The following is a 19,899-nucleotide window of genomic DNA, read 5'->3' on the forward strand; positions in this document are numbered from 1 at the left end:
GACGTTCACATATGCAGAGCATACCCTAAATCCATACGCTACCGTATGGAGACAAGAGCGATGGGTATTGCAAACAAGTTCAAGAGTATATTTATCGGTAGCTGGGCCGAGCTTTTTACTCAGATTGCCAAAGTTGTCAGTATTGGGCTAGCAGTGTTGATCATGTTGGCAGGCACCAACATGGCGAAGGCAGAAACACTGGCAGGTCAACTGGCAACTCCAGCCGATCACCGTGCAATTGCCCTCACCTTTGCCAAAGATGGCTGGGGGACCCAACCCAACTGGGAAACCATCTGGAATCAGCTGATGACCAATGATGTGGTCTATCACTTCAACAGTGCTCCCACACCTGTAGTAGGTCTAGATGCTAACAAGGCATTTAATGCGGATCTGTTTAAGGGGTTTCCCACCCTGCAACAGACGATTACAGATGTAGCCATTGACGGGGACCAGGTCGTTTATCGAGCGACTCTGGAAGGTAAAAACACTGGAGAGTTTTTAGGTATAGCCCCTACTGGAAAACCCGTAAAAATCAGCGGTGTCACCCGGTTGCGTATGACCGATAACAAAATTTCAGAGTGGTGGTATGACTGTAATTTATTGGAGGTCATGCAACAGCTGGGCGTGGTGCAGGATTAAGATTTGCTGATGGTTTTTTCATGTTCTTAATCTAGAGGGCATGATCTAGACATAGCCCCATCTCAGCAAACTACTATGGCATACGTATGTGAGATCAGCCCTGGCCACCAAGTCTATCTAGACAACCAGGGCAACCAAACCATTGTGACCACATCAATGGGACAGCCGGGGCAACAGCAACAGGCCAGTAATAGTATGACCACCGGACCCTGGACAGCACCGCCAGCAGCCTATCAAAGTGCAGGTGGTGCTGTCTTCAAACTGTTTACGGCCCAGGGTGATGTCTGCATTTATGTGCAGGGTAACAGCGTTAGCATGACGGGGAGTGTACCCTCTGTTGCCGGTGCGCAACAAATGTCAATGCAGCAAACGACAGCTGTACCGGCTACGCCTCCGATGCAACCCATGCAGCCCATGCAGCCCATGCAGCCCATGACCATGGGAAATATGTCCATGACCATGGAGCCCATGGAAATGCGCATGGGGAATATGGAACTTAAGATGGAAGCCCCAACTCCCCAGCCCACTGCAACCCGACAGTTTTGTAGTCAGTGCGGCACCAAAGTCGCCCCTGAAGATCGTTTTTGCTCTAGCTGTGGTCATGCCTTAAGCTAGGGCATATTTTTCTGCATCTTAACCAATCCGTCTACCTCGAAACAGCGCTGGAGCTAGTCATCGGATGGCTAAAAGATTTGTTGTCCATGGCAGGCGGCAAGCTGTTGCCTATAGCCCCATGCCCACAAATTCAGACTATCCCATCATCCTTGATTTACGGCGTTTAGAGCTGACAATGACTGTAGTAAAAGACTCTCTAATCGTTCAGCCCAAACTTTGAGCGATCCGACAGCGGTAGTGAGTTATTGAAATGGTGTAATTGTATACAGACCTTTGAGGACTATCATTAGTCGTTGAACTTTTACGCAACCCCCCAGCTTTCCAGGCAGTGAGCGGCTCTTGTTCCAATTGTTGACGGGTTAACCTGGTATTAAATTTTCGTCAGATGTATGCACTTTTACAATTTGCGGTACCAATAGCCGTTAATCAGTGGAACATGCACTTTGGGGATGCCTTTCTGTGTTTAACTCCTACGATCCGGGTGATTTCTATGATGAGCTGTTTATCAGTCGTGGGGTTCCTCGTCCAGAAGCAGAGCTACTGGTCAAGCGGATTAGTAATCTTTCCATTAATGACCTGATGCTGCGTCAGCAAACGGCTCAGAATATGTTGTTTAAGCTGGGAGTCACGTTTAACGTCTACAGCGACAATCAGGGAACAGAACGGATTTTTCCGTTTGATGTTGTCCCACGGGTGGTGCCTAGCCATGAATGGCAGTGGTTAGAGCGGGGGTTAAAGCAAAGAATTCAAGCGCTAAACTGTTTTTTAGATGATATCTATAATGATCAAAACATTCTCGAAGACGGTCTGATTCCCCGCGAGGTAATTGAATCGGCTCCCGGCTTTTTGCCACCTTGTATCGGTTTAAAGCCTCCTAAAGGGATTTGGTGTCATATCACTGGTACGGATTTAGTTCGCGATCGCAACGGCAACTGGTACGTTTTAGAAGACAATCTTCGCTGTCCTTCGGGAGTCTCCTACGTCTTAGAAAACAGACGGGTGATGAAAGGTGCATTTCCGGCCTTGTTTGAGGCCCTCAACATTAATCCAGTGGATGCCTATCCCAGTGAGCTGCTGGCTTCGCTGATCCACTTAGCCCCCGACGGTGTCCCCGATCCTCAGGTAGTATTACTCTCCCCCGGCATCTACAATTCCGCCTATTTTGAACATTCCTTTTTAGCCCAGCAGATGGGCATTGAGCTGGTGGAAGGTCGCGACCTGGTGATAGCTGACGGTTATTTGCAAATGCAGACCACCAAGGGACTCCAGCGGGTAGATGTGATTTATCGTCGGATTGATGATGACTTTCTCGATCCGCAGACTTTTAGACCCGATTCACTACTGGGGGTGCCAGGGCTGATGGAGGTATATCGCCAGGGGCGAGTTGCGATCGCCAATGCTCCCGGTACTGGTGTTGCTGATGACAAGATGATCTATAGCTATGTCCCTGACATGGTGCGCTACTACCTCAACGAAGAGCAGATCATTCCCAACGTCCCTACCTATCTGTGCGAAAATTCACAGCAGCAGGACTATGTGCTGCATCACCTGGATCAGCTAGTCGTCAAAGCCACCAATGCCTCCGGCGGCTACGGTATGTTAGTAGGCCCCCACGCTAGCGACCCAGAACGCCATGCCTTTGCCGATCAGATTAAAGCCAATCCTAGGGGGTATATTGCCCAGCCCACCCTCTGTCTCTCACGGGTGCCGGCTTTAGTTAACAGTAAATTTCAAGGCTGTCATGTGGACCTGCGCCCCTTTATCTTGAACGGTGAAGATATTTATGTGAATCCGGGGGGGCTAACGCGAGTTGCGTTGAAAAAGGGCTCCCTGGTTGTGAATTCGTCCCAGGGTGGTGGTAGTAAAGATACCTGGGTGGTGGCATCGACCAATTGATAACTATCTAGATTTTCTGCAATCTTTTTTTCTGTTTTCTTTTGTGTATTTTCTGGGTTCGGTGGGCGTTGCCCACCCTACTCCATTCCTGCTCCACTGGGTTTGGTGGGCGTTGCCCACTCTACTCCTTCCCAACTACCTAAACCAACTATGCTTAGCCGTGTTGCCGATTCTATCTACTGGATTAACCGCTATGTTGAACGGGCGGAAAATGTCTCTCGTTTTGTTGATGTTAATCTCAATTTGTTGCTCGATACTCCCATGGGTACGATGCAACAGTGGGAGCCGCTGGTGGTTACTACGGGGGATCAGGATATCTTTAAGGAGCGCTATGGAGAGGCTACTGCCGAGAATGTGCTGAAATTTCTCACTTTTGATTCTGAGTATCCCAACTCGATTCGTTCCTGTGTTAAAGCGGCGCGGGAAAATGCTCGGTCGGTGCGGGAGATTATTTCATCGGAAATGTGGGAACAGCTGAATGAGTTTTACCTGATGGTGGAAGAGGCTGCCAGGTCTGAAGAAGTGGCTGAACTCTATGCATTTTATCCTGAGGTCAAAATTGCTAGCCATTTGTTTGCTGGGGTGATGGAGGCCACCATGTCCCATAATGAGGGGTGGCATTTTGGGCGCTTGGGTCGCTTTTTGGAACGGGCCGACAAAACCGCTCGTATTTTGGATGTTAAGTACTTTATTTTGCTGCCCTCGGTGGCGGCAGTGGGGAGTCCTTTGGATAATCTGCAGTGGATTGCCTTGCTGCGTTCGGCCAGTGCCTATGAGATGTATCGCAAGTGTCAGCACTTGATTAACCCCAGTGGTGTGGTTGACTTTCTGGTGCTGCATCCTGAGTTTCCTCGGTCGATTCGTTGCTGCATTCTCCAGGCTGAGCAGTCTTTGAATAAAATTTCAGGCTCACCCATAGGTACCTGGCGGTTGAGTAGTGAGCGCCGGTTGGGCAAGCTGCGATCGCATCTCGAATACATCACCCTGGAAGAAATTTTTCAAATCGGTCTCCATGAATTTTTAGATAACCTCCAGGATGACCTCAACAATGTCGGCAGTGCCATTACCGAAAACTTCTTTGGCCTATCGGTACCCGCTTAATATGTTGGGGGCATAGAACCTGCCCGCTGCCCATTACCCACTGCCCACTGCCTTTGCCCATGGCCCGCTATCGCATTGTTCACCACACCCGATATCACTACGCTGAGCCCGTACAATTAGGCACCCACATCCTCCGGCTCCAGCCTCGGGTAGACGGCAGTCAGAATCTGCACTATTTCACCTGTGAAATTGCCCCCACCCCCAGCAAATCCATCGACTGGCTCGACTTAAACGGTAACGTCTGCCGCCAGCTCTGGTTTACCAACACTGATATCACCACGTTAAGCATTGCCACCCAAAGCGACGTCGAAACCCTGCGGTCTAATCCATTTGACTATTTTGCCCCAGACTGGGCGATCACAGCCCCCCTGGACTATCCCCAATCCCTACAGCGGCAGATTGCTCCCTATCTGACCGCTGCCTATGGCGATAGCCCCGCTGTGATTGACTGGGCGCACCAGCTACTGCACCAGGTAGACAACAATGTCAGTTTGTTTTTAACCCACCTGACCCAGGTCATTTACCAAACTTGCACCTACGAAACCCGACACCACGGTCCGCCCTGGCCCCCTGGGATTGTCCTGGCCAACCAACAAGGCACCTGTCGCGATTTTACCGTGCTCTTTATGGCGGCCTGTCGCGCCGTGGGTCTGGCCGCCAGATTTGTCAGCGGCTATCAGCGCGGCGATGCTGACCAGGAGGTTCATGATTTACACGCCTGGCCAGAGGTGTATGTGCCCGGTGGCGGCTGGCGGGGTTTTGACCCCACCCTGGGCCTGGCCGTTGCCGATGGCCATATTGCCCTGGCCGCCGCCGCCGACCCGACCCAGACTGCCGTAGTCACTGGTAAGTTGCAGACCGGCTATTTTAGCCAGAGTAGTCTAGACACCACTATCCAGCTCAAAGTGTTAGCGGAATAACCCTTGGCTGATGTGTAGAGTGCGTTGAGCAGACCTATGCTTGAAACAACTGTTTCACCTGCCGCAGCCAATTAGCCAACAGTGCTGTCGGAGACCAGCTAGCCCCAGACTGGCTATCGGCTATCGGCATTTCTGTGGTGTTAGTCCCTGCCCTCAGCTCTGCCCCATCTACCAAAAATTCATCATTCACCCCCACCCTAAAGGAGAGCGGTTCTAGTAGCCCCTGTGGCGCTCCCGTATTAGGGTTCTCAAAATCATTCACATCCGCAATATTGATTAAGTCATTATTCTTAATCACAGCGCGGTAGCTGGCCGGATTACGCATCAGGGGCCGAGCAGTGCCATTCACCCGAATCAGGTTATCCCGAATCTCAATGGTGCTGAAATCTGTTTTTGGATTAAACCCAAACAACCCGTCTGTTCTAGGCGTTTTTGTGGGATTGGCAATGACTTCATTATTATAAAATGAAAAATTGTTATACACCCCCTCATGCCAGACCAAACCTCTGCCAGGATTCAGAATCAGATTGTTATAAAACTTGGTAGGCCCTTGGGCCGGTTCAGTACCAAAATTTGAGATTAAGTTGCCATGGTCTCTGTCAGTATCAAAGACAAACACATTATGATTCACCTCAGCTCCGTTACGGGCCCATTCCAGAGAGTAGGACTGAGTGAAATAGTTATGGTGAATATGAAAGCTCAACCCATCCTCAGGCGTATCACCCCCACCAAACTTGGGTATTGAAATCGCCCCATTCAGATAGTTGTGATCAATCTCCACAAAGTGATCGTTTTCAAACGGTAGCTCAATGGCAAAATTAGTCTTGATTGTGTTGTTATAGATGCGAGTATTTCTAAACTCTCTTCCCTTGATGCCATAGACATTGCCTTCATGCTCTGGGCTTTTTGAAATCCTGTTATTATAGATTTCAGAATCCTTGAGATAGGTGGCAAAGATGGAACCCCCGGTAACACCGCTATCGCCATCGGCCTGTCCACCGGCATCCACAAAGATATTGTCGTGAATCCTGGCATCCCTGACCTCAAACAGCCGCACAGCACTCCACAGAAAGTCATTAAACTCCAGGTTTTTCAACAACAGCCCCTGATTACGACCGCTAAAAACAGCCCCATGAATAGCTGGGCCGGTTAAGGTCATGTTGCTCAAAGTAACCTGATTAGCGTTGGGCTCCAGGGTGAACAAATAGGCCTCTTGATTGACCGAGTCAAATACTGTTTCGCCGTCTGGCAAGCCCCTAGTGCCCACCTTAAACCCATTGCTATGTTGCAAAACCGTGCGCCCGGTCCCGGCCCCTTTAATCGTAATGTTGGCCCGATCAACTGTCAGAGTCTCTGCTAGATCAAATACTCCCTCAGGGATATAGATGGTTACGTTCGTCGGTTGATTGGCGACCCAGTTCAGAACTGCCTGGATAGTGTCCGCATCGTCTCGATTATCATTGGGAACAGCATCGTCTAGCCCTGGATAGGCAACAAAAACCGCCTGGGGAAGCTTCGTGATATCGATGGTGGTGGGGACGTTATTAGCGACACGCTGGTTGTCGCGAGCAACAACAGTAGCAATGGGAGCAATCCCTGGGAAATCTACAACAGGTATATCAAAAAAGAACATAGGCTAGTCCCTAGATAATCTTCAACAGGCTTACCGGCAACGTAATTTTGGCGCTGCTGATCCTCGGTGGTCTGGTCTGGGCTAATTGCACTGCTTTCAAACTGGTTTATCCTCGAAATCAGCCACGGCTAATTTTTCCCGTAGGCATCAGAATTTACTTATGTCTAGCTTTTGGCCCATTCTGCGAGCAGCCGCTCAGGCGTCTACAGCCTAAATCCTTCGAAGGAGAAGGATTCTGAATCTGGCTCCCTCTCCCAGCGGGAGCTACGGTGTACACATAAGTCGGAAAATAGCTCTAGAGTTTGAGCCCTCATCCCCCACCCCCTTCTCCCGCGGGGAGAAGGGGAGCTAGTCTCAAAGTTCTTCTCCCTGGGGGAGAAGGATTTAGGATGAGGGCTAATGCAGAGCATGGAGCTGATTTCCAGTAGATCTCCTAGATGTGTGTACACAGTAGCCCAGCGGGAGAGGGCTGGGGTGAGGGCGATCCGAACATACATAAAGTCGAAACGGTTTGATCCTCATTCTGTAGTTAACTCTGTCGGGCTATTTAAGCAATCCGAGCAGCAGCAGGGTATATCAGCAGAGAATGATACTTTCTCTGCTATTAGCGCAACTAAAAGGCGTTGCCAGATGGAGGAATCAGGCGTTTATACAATCCAAAATCATGTTTGCAGAGGTGTTTCACCTCTCGGGTAATGCCCCTGAACCTTGGTCTTTAATGGCTTAATCTCTTCCTGATGTCTGCTTTACACAACTAAAGACCCGTTTCACAGCCATTATAGTCATGAATCAAAAAGTTGTTGTGATTGAGGCACCACGGCTAGATCGGTTTTTAAATATTAGACTGGCTCACCGTGTGCTCTGAGGTGCCCTATGGACTGGCGATTGCCCCCCTTAATTATGACTTTATGCGTCAGGTGCTCCTGTCTAGTGTGCTAATTGGGATTCTGTGCCCGGTGCAGCTACTTGATTGTGCAGCAGATGGCGCTGTTGGGGGATGTGGTGGCCCATGCAGTTTTTGCTATTTTTTGTCAAATGCTAGAGGTTAAAAACCTATCCGTTAGCTATCGAGGCGTCTCAGCATTGGCAGCAGTTTCCCTGAGTTTGCTGCCGGGAGAACTGGTGGGCTTAATCGATCCCAATGGTGCGGGCAAAAGTACGACGTCGTCCCGGTAATGAGGTCAAACGTTAGCTCTGGGGAGCGACTGGTATCCATACAAAGGCTTGATGGATGCTTTCAAACTGTCTGACCTTATTCAACAGCCAGACCCTTTACAATCCAGACATGCGCTGGAGGTCACCATGGCTGACGACTCAACCCCAATGGTCGCCTATTTACAGGCTACCGACATCATTGACTGGCCACATCCAGCCATTTTAGACCTGGCTCAGGAACTGGCTGCAGACCATAGCAACCCCACCGCCATTGCTCAAGCCTGTTTCGAATGGGTGCGCGATCGCATTCGCCACAGTGTTGACTATCAGCTCAACCCAGTCACCTGTCGCGCCTCTGAGGTCTTGCACTATCGCACAGGCTATTGCTATGCCAAAAGTCATTTGCTCGCTGCTCTACTGCGGGCCAACCAGATCCCAGCCGGGTTCTGCTATCAGCGGCTGAGTGTTGACGACCAGGGGGCTCCCTACTGTCTCCATGGATTGAACGCTGTTTATCTGCCAGATATTGGCTGGTACCGGGTTGATGCTAGAGGCAATCGTGAGGGAGTTGATGCCCAATTTACGCCGCCCTATGAGCGACTTGCTTTTGAGCTAACGCTGGTTGAGGAGAAAGATTTTCCTGGCGTTCTTCCAGAACCGTTAGAGATTGTTGTTGATGTTTTACAGCGTTGTAGTACGTGGGACGGCTGTCTGCAAAATTTACCGGATGTTTCTCCGGAGGCCGCTTTGAGGTTGGCGGGTTAAGCAGGTTGGCAGATTAAGAGGGAAATGGGCATATGTTTGTAAACTTTGACAACTTAATTGCAACGAATCCAATTTCCCAACGAAATTCCTTGATAGGACGCTGTAGCTACCGGAGGAAGCTCCACCCATTTTGGAGCTGGCCCAGCTCAGGACTTAATAGCCACAATGCGCACTGCTACTACAACTCCGACTCAGCAGACCGCTGCCCAGCAAGGAGATCCAAAAGCGATCGCATCTATCCTACAAACCCGACTGCACGCCTATGCCATCACCCCCAAGGTGGGGCTGCGCCAGCAGGATAACTTGCTATACATCGCCTTAGAAGCTGCCCAGTCCACCGATCCCAAGATGGTGTTGCCACTGGTCAAAGCCACCTTAATGTCCCTGGAACTATCCTGGCTCAACCTGGCCCAGGTCAGTGGTCGGCTAGCCGGGCAGGCCACCCCCCTATGGCAGCAAGAGCTGATACTACGTCCGGCGGTGAATCTACAACCCACCGTGCCCCCATTGGCTTCATTCATGGGGTCCCCAGTCCAGGTGGAGGTGGGTGGTGACTTTAGTGGACAGCTAATCGTTGGCAATAACAACAACCAAAACTTTTATAGCTATGCCTATAATGTCGAACATGGCGGTGTTCTCAACGTGGCCGCTCCACCCCAGATCAGTGCCCGTCCCACTCCCATTAATCTGAGACCCCAGCCCTTTAATAGCCTGTTAGATCGCCGAGACATTTTGCCCCAGCTCGTGCAGGCACTCCAGACAGCCCAGCCGATTGAACTTTACGCCGCCGATGGATTTGGTAAGACCGCCCTGGTGCGGCACCTGATGTACGATGCCCAGGCCACCACCCGTTTTAGTGATGGTGTGGTGTATACCCCAGCCCATCGATTGTTGCCCGCCGATTTACTCCAGGCCCTCCACGATGCCTTTTATGAGAGTAATGTCCCCTACAAACCCAGCTATACCCAGGTGCAGCATGCGCTACAAAACAAACAGGCCTTAATTGTTTTAGACGACCTGGGCCTGGAGAAACCAGACCTGGACAGACTGGTGCCGGTGGTTCCCCATGGTACCTTTGTGCTGACCTCAACTGAGCGCACCTATTGGGGTGAAGGGGTAGCCATCGATCTGCCCGGCTTACCCCTAGAGGACAGTTTTAAGCTGATTGAACGCGAACTCGGGCGAGCCCTGACCACAGCGGAAGAGACAGTGGTCCGTACCCTATGGCAAACCCTGAAAGGGCATCCCCTGCAGCTACGGCGCATAGCAGCCCATGTCAAGCAGACTAAACAGCCTCTGACCGCGTTTATTGTGCCTAAAGCGGGAGCTCCCCACACTGGTTTCTCACCCATACCGGCTGAAACAGTCTTCTATACGATTTTGGACAAATTGCCAACATCCCATCACCCGGTGCTGGCACTGTTGGGAGCCCTGGGAGGGCTAGCGCTTACCCCCGAACAGGCCTTAGCCATTGCTCAAGTAGCTAATGCCGAGACTATCCTCAGCGAACTCCATGGCCTGCATCTAGTCAGCATGGGAGCAAATGGCTATCACCTCTGTCCTGATCTAGTAGGTGTCTGTCAGCAAACCTGGCCGATTGAAACCTGGTTGACCAGCGCAGTTGAGTACTTTACCTCAGGTCAGGCTGCCGTTGGCGAGTCCACTGATGTGCTCCATTATCTGGCCGATTGGTCAGCCCAGAGCGGTCACTGGTATGACTGTTTAGAATTAAGCCGGAGCTTAGACGGTGTCCTATCATTACAAGGCCGCTGGGGACAGTGGCAACAGGTCTTAGAACAAAGTTTGCAGGCCGCTCAACAGACCGGCAACCAGGCAGCCGAGGCCTGGTCTTTACATCAGCTGGGCACCCAGGCCCTGGCCGAGGGCAATACGGCCCAGGCAGAAACGGCCCTAACCCAGGCCCTACAGCTGCGCAAAGCCTTAGGTGATCAGGCCGGGGCCGCGATTACTCGCCATAACCTGAGTCTACTGGTGCCGCCTTTGGTCGCCCCCGAAGCCAGCTCGACCGCAGGTGGTGCAGGTGCCATGACGGGCCTCTCAACTAAAACAGTCTTGTTGGCCGCCGCTGGCGGAGTGGCTGCCCTGGTCACAACTGCAGTATTGCTTTGGCCGTTAGACACATCCAGTCCGTCAGCCAGCTTTACCCTCAGTGCCGAGGCGATGGAGTTTGGTGAACGACAGCTCAATACTGCTAGCGATCCTCAAGCGCTGACCCTGAGTAATACCGGCAATAGTCTGGTGTCAATTGACCGCATGGTACTCAGGGGAAATCGTGATTTTCGGGTTGATGAGGACAGCTGCACCCCCACCCTGATGCTGGCACCTGGTGAAACCTGTGAAATTACAGTTATTTTTACCCCCAATAGTTTGGGCGCTCGTGCCGCCACCATGGAGCTGCAGCTGGACGGCAAAACCCAGGTAATTCCCCTCACCGGAGCCGGTACCGCCGTATCTGTTCCCGGCATCAGCATTGTGCCGGCTAGCGTCACCTTTAATGAAGTGCAGCTGGAAGATATTGCTCGGAATACAGTCACCATTAATAATGACGGCACCGCCCCGTTAACGATTCAGGCGTTGGCGATTACCGGTGAGCAGGCATCAGATTTTGCCATTGCCAACACCTGTGCCGAAACCACCCTGGCCCCAGACACCAGCTGCACCGTAGAACTCACCTTTAGCCCCAGCGCAACCGGAGAACGTCGGGCCACCCTAACCATTGAGAACAACGCTAGCGCTGTTGCGGTAGCGTTGAACGGCATCGGCACCCGCCGACCAACACCTCCCAAAGCAGAGGACGACAGCATCACTACCCAAGCAGATACGCCTGTCACCATCGATGTGTTGAGTAACGACGACCCGGTTGACGGCGAGTTGACCATTGTTAACGTGACGGCTCCCCAGGCCGGTCAGGTTGTCGTCAATGCCGACAATACCCTCACCTATCGCCCCGATGGTGAAGCCAACCTCGACCGCTTTACCTATCAGGTACGTAATGGCCAAAATAGAACCGCCCAGGCCACCGTCACCGTCACAATCGAACCCGTCAAGCCGGACCCGGTGCCAGCCCCGACCGCTAGTGCTGACCGGGCCGAAACTGAGGCCGGTCAGCCAGTTACCATTCCCGTCCTCAATAATGACAGCGGTGAAGCCCTAACCGTGGCTAGCTTTGACTCACCCAGTCAGTTTGGCGGTACTGTCGTGCAAAATAACGACGGCACCCTAACCTATCGCCCAGCCGCTGACTTTAGCGGTGTGGATCGGTTTGGGTATACGGTTCGCGATCGCAACGGCACCGTCTCAGACCCCGCTAATGTAGAAGTCTTGGTCAATGCTGCGCCTCCACCTATGCCCCAGGACGATCAGGTCACTACCGATCAAGACATCCCCGTCACCATATCGGTGCTGGCTAATGATCAGGGCGATGGTCTCAGGATTGCTGATGTGCAAACCCAAACCGCAGCCGGTGGCGTTGTGCAGGACAATGGTAATCAGGCGCTGGTATACACACCACCAGCAGGCTTTTTTGGCGAAGACCGATTTAGCTATACGGTTCGCGATCGCAACGGCCTCACCTCAGAACGCGCCATTGTCACCGTCCAAGTAAACCGCATCAACCAGCCCCCCGTCGCCACTGACGACTATGACGAATACGACGTATCGGCCTACAGCGAACCCACCGAAGTCTCATTAGACGTACTAACCAACGATCGCGACCCCGATGGCGACAACACCGACCTCAGAATTGAATCCGTCACATCAGGAGAATTTATCAAGGCCAGAATTTCAAACGACGGACGCAGTATCCTATACACCCAGGTCTTTCCACCCGAATCATTCTTTGACGGCAACATCGCTTACGATAGCCTGACTTACACCATCCAAGATGCCGACGGAGCCATCAGTCAGACAGCCACAGTTGAAATCGAAGTGTACTATGAGTCCCCCGTTCAGGAGTTTCCCACCCACTCACGCCCAAGATTTTAATCCCAACTACTCTCATCCAGTGACCTAACCCCTCCATTCTCTCTCCTCCGTCCTCCGTTCTTCTCCCACCATGACCTCCCCCCAACCCAACATCAAAATCAACATCGGCGGCGACAACAGCGGCCAGCTCGCCATCGGCGACAACAACTCCCAGGAATACACTAATCTCGTCAACTCCCAGAACACAGCCCCAGCCCCAGCCGACCTGGCCACCCTGCGACAAATGTCTGCCACCCTGAAAACCCAGGTAGCTGAGGCCGCCCCTGCCGACAAAAAAGCCTCAGCTCTAGAGCGCATCGACGAACTCGAAGCAGCCATCACCGCCGAGGAACCAGACCTCACCACCATGGACTACATCAAACGCTGGTTTGTCAAAAATCTTCCCACCCTATCAGGAGCCGTAACCAGCGTTGTTATTCACCCCATTGTCGGCAAACTGGTAGAAGCCGCAGGCACCATGGCCGCTGACGAATTCCAAGAACGGTTTAGCTAGCCTCATAATTTCTTCATTTTTTAGCCTTACATTAGTATTATGGGAAAAACTATCAGTACTGTGCGGCTATCCGCTTAAACCGATAGGCGTATGGGTTGTAGTTTTTACTGCCGAGCATAAGGGTGAGGCTAAGTGCAATGGTAAGTCTAACCAATCCAGAAGATCAGCATATGACAGCTGCCTGTTTACGATCTACGGTTCCTAACCAAGTGTTACAGGAGACCGTTGCCGATTTACGCTCCGTCAACTTTTGGACAGGGTTTGGCCGGTTTGTCCTACTAGGAGTTGTCGTGGTAGGCTGCATCACTCTGGCCTGGACAACAAACGCTGGGATTAGCTTTTGGGTTTGGACTGCTGTAGCAGGAGTCTTTTACGCATTCTGGCTAATCTGTACCCATGATGCGATTCATCATACCCTGCTGGGTTGGCCCATATTAGAAGAGACCTTAGCACGAATCATCTCCTGGCCAATGCTCTGGCCCGTGGGAGTTTATTCAGAACTCCATCATTTGCACCATGGGTGGAATGGCTTAGATTTACGCGATCCAGAACGGATTCAATGGACCGAGCAAGAGTATCAGCAAGCCTCGCCGTTGGTGCAATGGTATATGCGACATCAGTGGCTAGTGGATATTTTTGTCCTGGGGGGATTGGGGATAATTGTTAAAACCCTGATGGGTGGTCGTCGGTTTCAAGAACTACTGCCACGGCTGAAGTTTCAGCTATTGGCCGATCTGTTGGGGATGGGCATTGTCCAAGCTTGTTTGCTTACAGCGATTATTCTCTCCCAGACCAGTATTTTACGGTATTTGTTGTTCTGGCTGTGTTTAGAGCGAGCGGTTGGAGTAATTGTCCAGACCCGCGCCCATTTGGAACACTATGGTCTATGGCGTCGGGTAGGTGGCCATCAGCTCACCCAGCTATATTCGTCTCGCAACTTACAGGCCAGCCGTTGGTTTAGCTGGCTGGTTGGCGGGTTGAATTATCATGCAGTCCACCATGCATTTCCAAGCATTCCGTTTGATCAGCTACCGGTTGCCCATGAACGGATTGAGACCGTCTTAGCGGACCATGGCATGCCAGCCCTAGAACTGGAGGCAGGATATGCAAGTGGGATTCGGCGGTTGATTAATCGGTTTACGTTGATTCCTGATGATGGGGTGGTCTTGGCTGAGAATAAGATCTAGGAAATCAGAATCAAACAATCAGTCAGTGTATAAGCACTCTCATCTTCGCATCTGGTGCCCAGCCTCTGGCTGGGCATATCTCCTGAGGCTCTAGCCACCTGCTAGTGGAAATTTTGATTCCTTTAGCAGAAGTTGGGTTTTACTAGAGAGAAGTCTCTGGAGATTGCCTGTGTTTGGCCTGGATAATTTGATCGATATGCTCTTTGATACGGCAATGGAGAGCATTAACCGTAATGAGCGCATCATCCAACTGCTCAAACGCCTCAACCTCGATCCCGATCATCCGCCTGTAGACTTTACGGGAGTCTATCAGTATGCGCTGGTAGAATATGGCGTGGGCAAACCGCGTCCAGTGTTGGAAATCTTTCGCCAGGCCAAGATTCAAGCCCTCTTTCGCACAGCCCTAGAACGCAACACTCCTTCGATCTTGCTCAAAAATGGGGAAGACTTTCTAGCCAAGCATCCACTTCAGGACGAGCTTCAAGCTAATCATATTGATGTCCGGCGGGAGTTTTATGCTTTTGCTGCTGTCTTTATTGAAGTTGCCAAACGTACCCGCACTCCAGCAGAAATTTTGGCTGAGCAAAAGCTGGAATCACTACATCGACAGATCTGCAATCTGCAAGAGCGGTTGAATCGCCTGCCCACCATTGAAGGGATGCGGACTGAAATGGCCCGTCTGGCAGCACAGGACTATGGGGCCTTACCCGGAGTTGCGATCGCTGAAACCTTTAGTGCAGAGCGTTGCAAAGCCTTTGCCCTGGCCCAGCAGATGCGCGGTTGGTTTGAAACCCTAGGTTACCGTTTTGAAACCCATGAGGTGTGGGAAGCCGACTATTTTGAATGGATTATCAACGTCTCGGTTTGGCGGAGTCGCTATATTCGGATTATAGTGCGCGGTGTGGATGGCGAAGTAGGCTTGGCAGACGTAAGCGCCCTAAGTCAGTCGGTCGAGACCCACAAAACCGATGAAGGCTGGCTCGTCACTGCCCGCCGCATTGCCCGCGCGGCTCGGGATGACGTTGCCAAATCGGAAAATGAGCATTTAGGCTGCTACACCCTAGATGAACTCTTGGATCAAGATGCTGATTTTAGCCGCTATCTGAGCTGGCTGGAACAGGAAATTCAGCAGCGGGGCATCGATCAAAAATATGTGCCCCTAGCCTGTATCAAGGAAGAAGTCGATCCAGCGACCCGCCAGCGGATTGGGATGAGTCGCTATGGCGATCGCGACGGCTGGATTGATGGCTACATCGATCTCTGGCTGGATGACCCGGCAAAAGAACACATCTCAGTACTGGGTGAGTTTGGTACCGGCAAAACCTGGTTTGTGTTTCACTATGCCTGGAAAGCCTTACAGCGTTATCGCAAAGCGCAACGGAGAGGGCTGGAGCGTCCCCGGCTACCGCTAGTGGTGCCCTTACGAGACTATGCCAAAGCCGTTAGCGTCGAATCGTTATTTTCAGAGTTCTTCTTCCGTAAGCACGAGATTCCTATCCCTGGCTACTCAGCCTTTGAGCAGCTAAACCGCATGGGTAAGTTGTTACTGATTTTCGACGGCTTTGATGAAATGGCCGCCCGTGTGGATCGCCAACAGATGATCAACAACTTCTGGGAACTGGCGAAGGTAGTTGTACCCGGCGCTAAGGTTATCCTCACCTGTCGCACAGAGCATTTCCCCGAAGCCAAAGAAGGACGAGCCCTGCTCAATGCAGAACTGCAAGCCTCCACTAAGGACTTGACTGGAGAAACGCCACAGTTTGAAGTGCTGGAGTTAGAAAAGTTTAACGATGCCCAGATTCGTGAAGTGCTCTCTTATCAGGCCCAACCGGCCACAGTGGAGCAGATCATGGGGAATTCTGAACTGTTAGATCTGGCGCGTCGTCCCGTGCTAACAGAACTGATTTTGGAGGCGTTGCCCGATATTGAGGCGGGTAAACCTGTGGATATGTCGCGGGTGTATCTCTATGCCGTACGCCACAAGATGGAACGGGATATTAAGGCGGAGCGCACGTTTACGTCAATGGCGGACAAGCTCTATTTTATGTGTGAGCTGTCGTGGGAAATGCTGTCAACCGATCGCATGAGTATTAACTATCGAGAGTTTCCAGACCGCATTCGCAAACTGTTTGGTCCTGCAGTTGAGGAGCAAAAAGACCTGGACCATTGGCATTACGACATGATGGGCCAAACCATGTTAATTCGAAACGCTGAGGGGGATTATACGCCTGCTCATCGTTCTCTCTTAGAGTTTTTCGTCGCTTACAAATTTGCTGCTGAACTAGGTGCTCTATCAGATGATTTTCTTCAGATAGCGCAGATGCAGAAAAATGTGAATGAACATCTACAACCACAACTATATACTTGGTCAGATTACTTTCAGGCAACTAAAAATGCCCAAAAAAGTGGCAGTTTAGTTCCTCCTTTACTCCAGTTTAGTGAAGAAAGGATAGATAATCTTATCGTTACGGTAGGTCAAGCGCCATTGGCACAAGCAATAATCGATTTGATATTGCCTATGCTCCGTGCTTTTCTAAAACCAAATTCCACTAATACTCTACTGAAAACACTACAGCTTACAAAAACGCAATCATTAGAGTCTGTTGCATATCTAGGGGGCAATATAGCAACCTTGATGGTCAAACCCAATAAAAGTGCCTTGTCTAATCAAGATTTGTCGAAGGCAAAAATCCGAGGGGCCGATTTTGTCAATGCGATTCTGCATGACACAAATTTTGAAAATGCAACCATTACCGATTCTTCTTTACCTCATGTATTTGGCTCATTTTTTACCCTCGCGTATGATCCTAATGGGAAATTACTCGCTACAGGGGGCGTTAACCGCTCAGTAGATGTTTGGGATATTACCAACAATCATTTTGTTATTCGCCTCAAAGGACATACCAATTGGGTTCGTTCTCTAGTATTTAGCCCAAATGGGAAACACATCATCAGTGGAGCCTTCGACTATACAGTTAAAGTTTGGAATCTTGAAAGTAGAGAATGTGTGAAAACTCTTAAGGGGCATGACAGCCGGATTAATGCAGTCTCGCTCACTTCTGATTCAAAATATATAGTTAGCGCCAGTGATGATGAGACTATCAGGATATGGGATTTCAATTCTGGCAATTGCATCAAGATTTTAGAGGGACACGTAGCAGCTGTAGAATCAGTAGTCATCGATAATCAATCCAGACTAATAATTAGTGGCTCTTCCGATCAGACTATAAAAATATGGAATCTGGATTCAGGCAGAATTGTTGGTGAATTAAAAGGACATACTGGAAAAGTACGTTCTCTCGCTTTGAGTCAAGATGGGAAACTTTTGGCTAGTGGTGCTCGCGATCAAACAATTAGACTATGGAATTGGAAGAAAAAAGAATGTCTCGGAGTTCTAAAGGGACATTCTGACAGAAGAATTTCAACAATTGCTTTTAGCCATGATGGAAAATTGCTTGCTAGTGGTTGCTACGACACCAACATCAAAATTTGGGATATAAAACAACAGAAGTGCTTGAAGACACTTTCTGGGCATGATGGTTGGGTTCGAATGATTGCTTTTCAAGCAACATCTAATATTCTGACTAGTGTTAGTGATGACCAAACCATTAGAAACTGGGATATCGAAACTGGTAAATGCGTGGATCTGCTTCAAGGATATACCGGCGAAATACGTTCAATATCACTTTCATACGATGATCACTTTCTGATAGCTGGCTGTGAAGACAAATCTTTACAAGTCTGGGAGCTTATAGATTTAGAAACCTCACTAAAATGTAAATCCTACACGGCATTAGAAGCCCACCAGGCTCGAATTAATGCGGTTCGAATGAGTCCAACTCAGAAAATTTTTGCAACCGCTAGCTTTGATCACTCAATAAAACTGTGGAATTTAGAGACGAGTGCTTGCATAAAAACATTGAGAGGTCACGATAAATGTGTTAATGCAATTGCTTTTACTCCCGACGGCCAAAAGCTAGTAACAACTAGTGCTGATTGTACAGTACGAGTATGGGAGATTGTGACTGGAGAATGCATCAAAATTTTGGAAGGTCATGAAAATTGGTTGTGGACTGTTGAGACTAGTCCCGATGGTTTACTGATCGCTAGTGCTGGAGATGATCAAACCATCAGATTTTGGGATCTGGAAACTGGTAAATGTCTCGCCAATCTAAAAAAACATCAAGGGGGAGTTAACTCTATTGTTTTTACTCCTGATGGGAAATTCTTGTTAAGTGGAGGGGCAGATAAAAATATTAGAATCTGGCATACTCATACCAAGAAGCATTTGAAGTCTTGGCAAGCTCATGAGCATGCCATTGTTTCTATAGCTATTTCTCCAAACGGCCAATATATCTTTAGTTCTAGTGATAAAGGTAATATTAAAATCTGGAATTTAAAGACGCAAGAATGCTTAAGGTCTCTACAAGGGCATACGGATAAAGTAGGAGACTTATGTATAACTTCAGATGGCTCAAAATTAGTCAGTGGAAGTTTTGATCAAACAATCCGAATTTGGGACGTTGATAGCGGTCAGTGTTTACAATCAATACAACCTCTAAGACCGTTTGAAGGCACGAATATTTCTGGAGTGCAGGGACTCACAAAGCTTGAGAAAGAGACTCTGATGGTTTTAGGAGCTACTGAATTTTAAATTTTAGAAATCCGTGCTGATTGCTTGAGTCACATATGCACCAGAGTCGACATCTACGATATTCAACAACACTTTCCTGACAAATACAGCACAAATGTATAACTCCAAGCAACCTTTGCTCAAAGCAACCACCCCAGATTTATGGACAGCACTTCTGCTCAAACGACGCCTCAACAACTCACTTCTTCAATGGGATTTATGTTGAAAATAGGCATAAAAACTTAATGCGATCGCTATAGCTGAAATGATCGTCATCACGGTACCAGGTACGAATTTGTTGTAGCCACCCAGGTCGATAAAAATGAAATACCCAACATCGAGTAGCCCCCCAACCAAGGCCGAGACAAATATAGCCGCAACACTTTTGCGCCAGATTAAGCCACCGCCGATAATGGTCACGATACCGCCCCAAAGCAGGTTAAAGCCATGTTGATTGATGATGGCACCCACAGCGTCAGGATAATCCATCGCCAATAAAGCAGGGTCTACAGCATCGGCAATTCCTGCAGCCGCCGCCGCTGTATCACCAGAGATGGTAAGGATTCCAGCTAGGGCATGAACAAGTCCCCAAATCACCCAAAGGATGGCAGAGATGTTCAAAAGGGTAGAGGACTTCTGTCGACTTAATTCCATAGTATTGATTGGTATAGATACCTGCTGGTGTCAAGCTCAGTCGGTTGAATCATGTGAACTTGGGTTCACACAATCTTTGAAAGCGTACAAATTAACCATCGTTTCGCTCTTCAATTTTGGTTTCGCATCATCTTAGACAGTTCACCATCTAAGATGATGCCTTCAATCTCTATAGCAAAGCAATGAATTGATTACTAAAGTGT

General features: G+C 49.8%; 14 protein-coding genes. 12 read left to right on the forward strand and 2 right to left on the reverse strand.

The features are described 5' to 3' along the window. Positions 1-60 precede the first annotated feature (60 nt). The 6 genes from N836_RS0138810 to N836_RS60515 all read left to right on the forward strand — a co-directional run bounded on the left by N836_RS0138810 (position 61) and on the right by N836_RS60515 (position 5,171). Positions 61-639 (forward strand): ester cyclase, encoded by a 579-nt coding sequence (locus N836_RS0138810; protein ID WP_023074556.1) that lies wholly within the window; start codon positions 61-63, stop codon positions 637-639. Between the two features lie 75 nt (positions 640-714). Further along, positions 715-1,254 (forward strand): zinc ribbon domain-containing protein, encoded by a 540-nt coding sequence (locus tag N836_RS60500; protein ID WP_023074557.1) that lies wholly within the window; start codon positions 715-717, stop codon positions 1,252-1,254. 64 nt (positions 1,255-1,318) lie between these two features. After that, the gene (locus N836_RS76670; protein ID WP_023074558.1) at positions 1,319-1,474 is read left to right on the forward strand and encodes a hypothetical protein; all 156 of its coding nucleotides are present in this window, start codon (positions 1,319-1,321) and stop codon (positions 1,472-1,474) included. 239 nt (positions 1,475-1,713) lie between these two features. Continuing rightward, positions 1,714-3,150 (forward strand): circularly permuted type 2 ATP-grasp protein, encoded by a 1,437-nt coding sequence (locus N836_RS60505; protein ID WP_023074559.1) that lies wholly within the window; start codon positions 1,714-1,716, stop codon positions 3,148-3,150. A 150-nt stretch (positions 3,151-3,300) separates the two neighbouring features. Continuing rightward, entirely contained in the window at positions 3,301-4,251 is a 951-nt protein-coding gene (locus N836_RS60510; protein ID WP_023074560.1) for an alpha-E domain-containing protein, read from the forward strand. Positions 4,252-4,310: 59 nt separating this feature from the next. Further along, positions 4,311-5,171: a transglutaminase family protein gene (locus N836_RS60515; RefSeq protein ID WP_023074561.1), complete on the forward strand. Its 861-nt coding sequence runs from the start codon at positions 4,311-4,313 to the stop codon at positions 5,169-5,171. Between the two features lie 34 nt (positions 5,172-5,205). Here N836_RS60515 and N836_RS0138815 read toward each other — a convergent pair whose 3' ends face one another. Further along, positions 5,206-6,804 carry a right-handed parallel beta-helix repeat-containing protein gene (locus N836_RS0138815; RefSeq protein WP_023074562.1) on the reverse strand — a complete coding sequence of 533 codons (1,599 nt, stop codon included), beginning with the start codon at positions 6,802-6,804 and terminating at the stop codon, positions 5,206-5,208. 966 nt (positions 6,805-7,770) lie between these two features. On the opposite strand from N836_RS0138815, the gene N836_RS77655 reads away from it, so the two are divergent. From N836_RS77655 to N836_RS60545, 6 genes are all read left to right on the forward strand, one after another. Then, positions 7,771-7,980 (forward strand): hypothetical protein, encoded by a 210-nt coding sequence (locus N836_RS77655; protein ID WP_235071135.1) that lies wholly within the window; start codon positions 7,771-7,773, stop codon positions 7,978-7,980. Between the two features lie 126 nt (positions 7,981-8,106). Beyond that, positions 8,107-8,724: a transglutaminase-like domain-containing protein gene (locus N836_RS60525; protein WP_235071136.1), complete on the forward strand. Its 618-nt coding sequence runs from the start codon at positions 8,107-8,109 to the stop codon at positions 8,722-8,724. A gap of 165 nt (positions 8,725-8,889) precedes the next feature. Further along, positions 8,890-12,729, forward strand: a complete 3,840-nt coding sequence (locus N836_RS60530; RefSeq protein ID WP_023074566.1) for an Ig-like domain-containing protein — start codon at positions 8,890-8,892, stop codon at positions 12,727-12,729. Positions 12,730-12,799: 70 nt separating this feature from the next. Continuing rightward, a complete protein-coding gene (locus tag N836_RS60535; RefSeq protein ID WP_023074567.1) occupies positions 12,800-13,222 on the forward strand; it encodes a hypothetical protein in 423 nt (140 codons plus the stop codon). Between the two features lie 137 nt (positions 13,223-13,359). After that, positions 13,360-14,409, forward strand: coding sequence for a fatty acid desaturase family protein (locus N836_RS60540; RefSeq protein ID WP_023074568.1), 1,050 nt, complete (start codon positions 13,360-13,362; stop codon positions 14,407-14,409). A gap of 169 nt (positions 14,410-14,578) precedes the next feature. Beyond that, positions 14,579-19,063 carry an NACHT and WD40 repeat domain-containing protein gene (locus N836_RS60545; RefSeq protein ID WP_023074569.1) on the forward strand — a complete coding sequence of 1,495 codons (4,485 nt, stop codon included), beginning with the start codon at positions 14,579-14,581 and terminating at the stop codon, positions 19,061-19,063. A gap of 186 nt (positions 19,064-19,249) precedes the next feature. Here the strand turns inward: N836_RS60545 and N836_RS60550 are convergent, their stop codons facing one another. Beyond that, the gene (locus N836_RS60550; protein ID WP_023074570.1) at positions 19,250-19,696 is read right to left on the reverse strand and encodes a hypothetical protein; all 447 of its coding nucleotides are present in this window, start codon (positions 19,694-19,696) and stop codon (positions 19,250-19,252) included. Positions 19,697-19,899 lie beyond the last annotated feature (203 nt).

It is taken from the genome of Leptolyngbya sp. Heron Island J (assembly GCF_000482245.1).
In the GTDB taxonomy this organism is placed as follows: domain Bacteria; phylum Cyanobacteriota; class Cyanobacteriia; order Phormidesmidales; family Phormidesmidaceae; genus Leptothoe.

Excerpts from the sequence above, each read along its gene's own strand:
- N836_RS0138810 (WP_023074556.1), top strand. The coding sequence starts at position 61 with ATGGGTATTGCAAACAAGTTCAAGAGTATATTTATCGGTAGCTGGGCC.
- N836_RS60500 (WP_023074557.1), top strand. The coding sequence starts at position 715 with ATGGCATACGTATGTGAGATCAGCCCTGGCCACCAAGTCTATCTAGAC.
- N836_RS76670 (WP_023074558.1), top strand. The coding sequence starts at position 1,319 with ATGGCTAAAAGATTTGTTGTCCATGGCAGGCGGCAAGCTGTTGCCTAT.
- N836_RS60510 (WP_023074560.1), top strand. The coding sequence starts at position 3,301 with ATGCTTAGCCGTGTTGCCGATTCTATCTACTGGATTAACCGCTATGTT.
- N836_RS60515 (WP_023074561.1), top strand. The coding sequence starts at position 4,311 with ATGGCCCGCTATCGCATTGTTCACCACACCCGATATCACTACGCTGAG.
- N836_RS0138815 (WP_023074562.1), bottom strand. The coding sequence starts at position 6,804 with ATGTTCTTTTTTGATATACCTGTTGTAGATTTCCCAGGGATTGCTCCC.
- N836_RS60525 (WP_235071136.1), top strand. The coding sequence starts at position 8,107 with ATGGCTGACGACTCAACCCCAATGGTCGCCTATTTACAGGCTACCGAC.
- N836_RS60530 (WP_023074566.1), top strand. The coding sequence starts at position 8,890 with ATGCGCACTGCTACTACAACTCCGACTCAGCAGACCGCTGCCCAGCAA.
- N836_RS60535 (WP_023074567.1), top strand. The coding sequence starts at position 12,800 with ATGACCTCCCCCCAACCCAACATCAAAATCAACATCGGCGGCGACAAC.
- N836_RS60540 (WP_023074568.1), top strand. The coding sequence starts at position 13,360 with ATGGTAAGTCTAACCAATCCAGAAGATCAGCATATGACAGCTGCCTGT.
- N836_RS60550 (WP_023074570.1), bottom strand. The coding sequence starts at position 19,696 with ATGGAATTAAGTCGACAGAAGTCCTCTACCCTTTTGAACATCTCTGCC.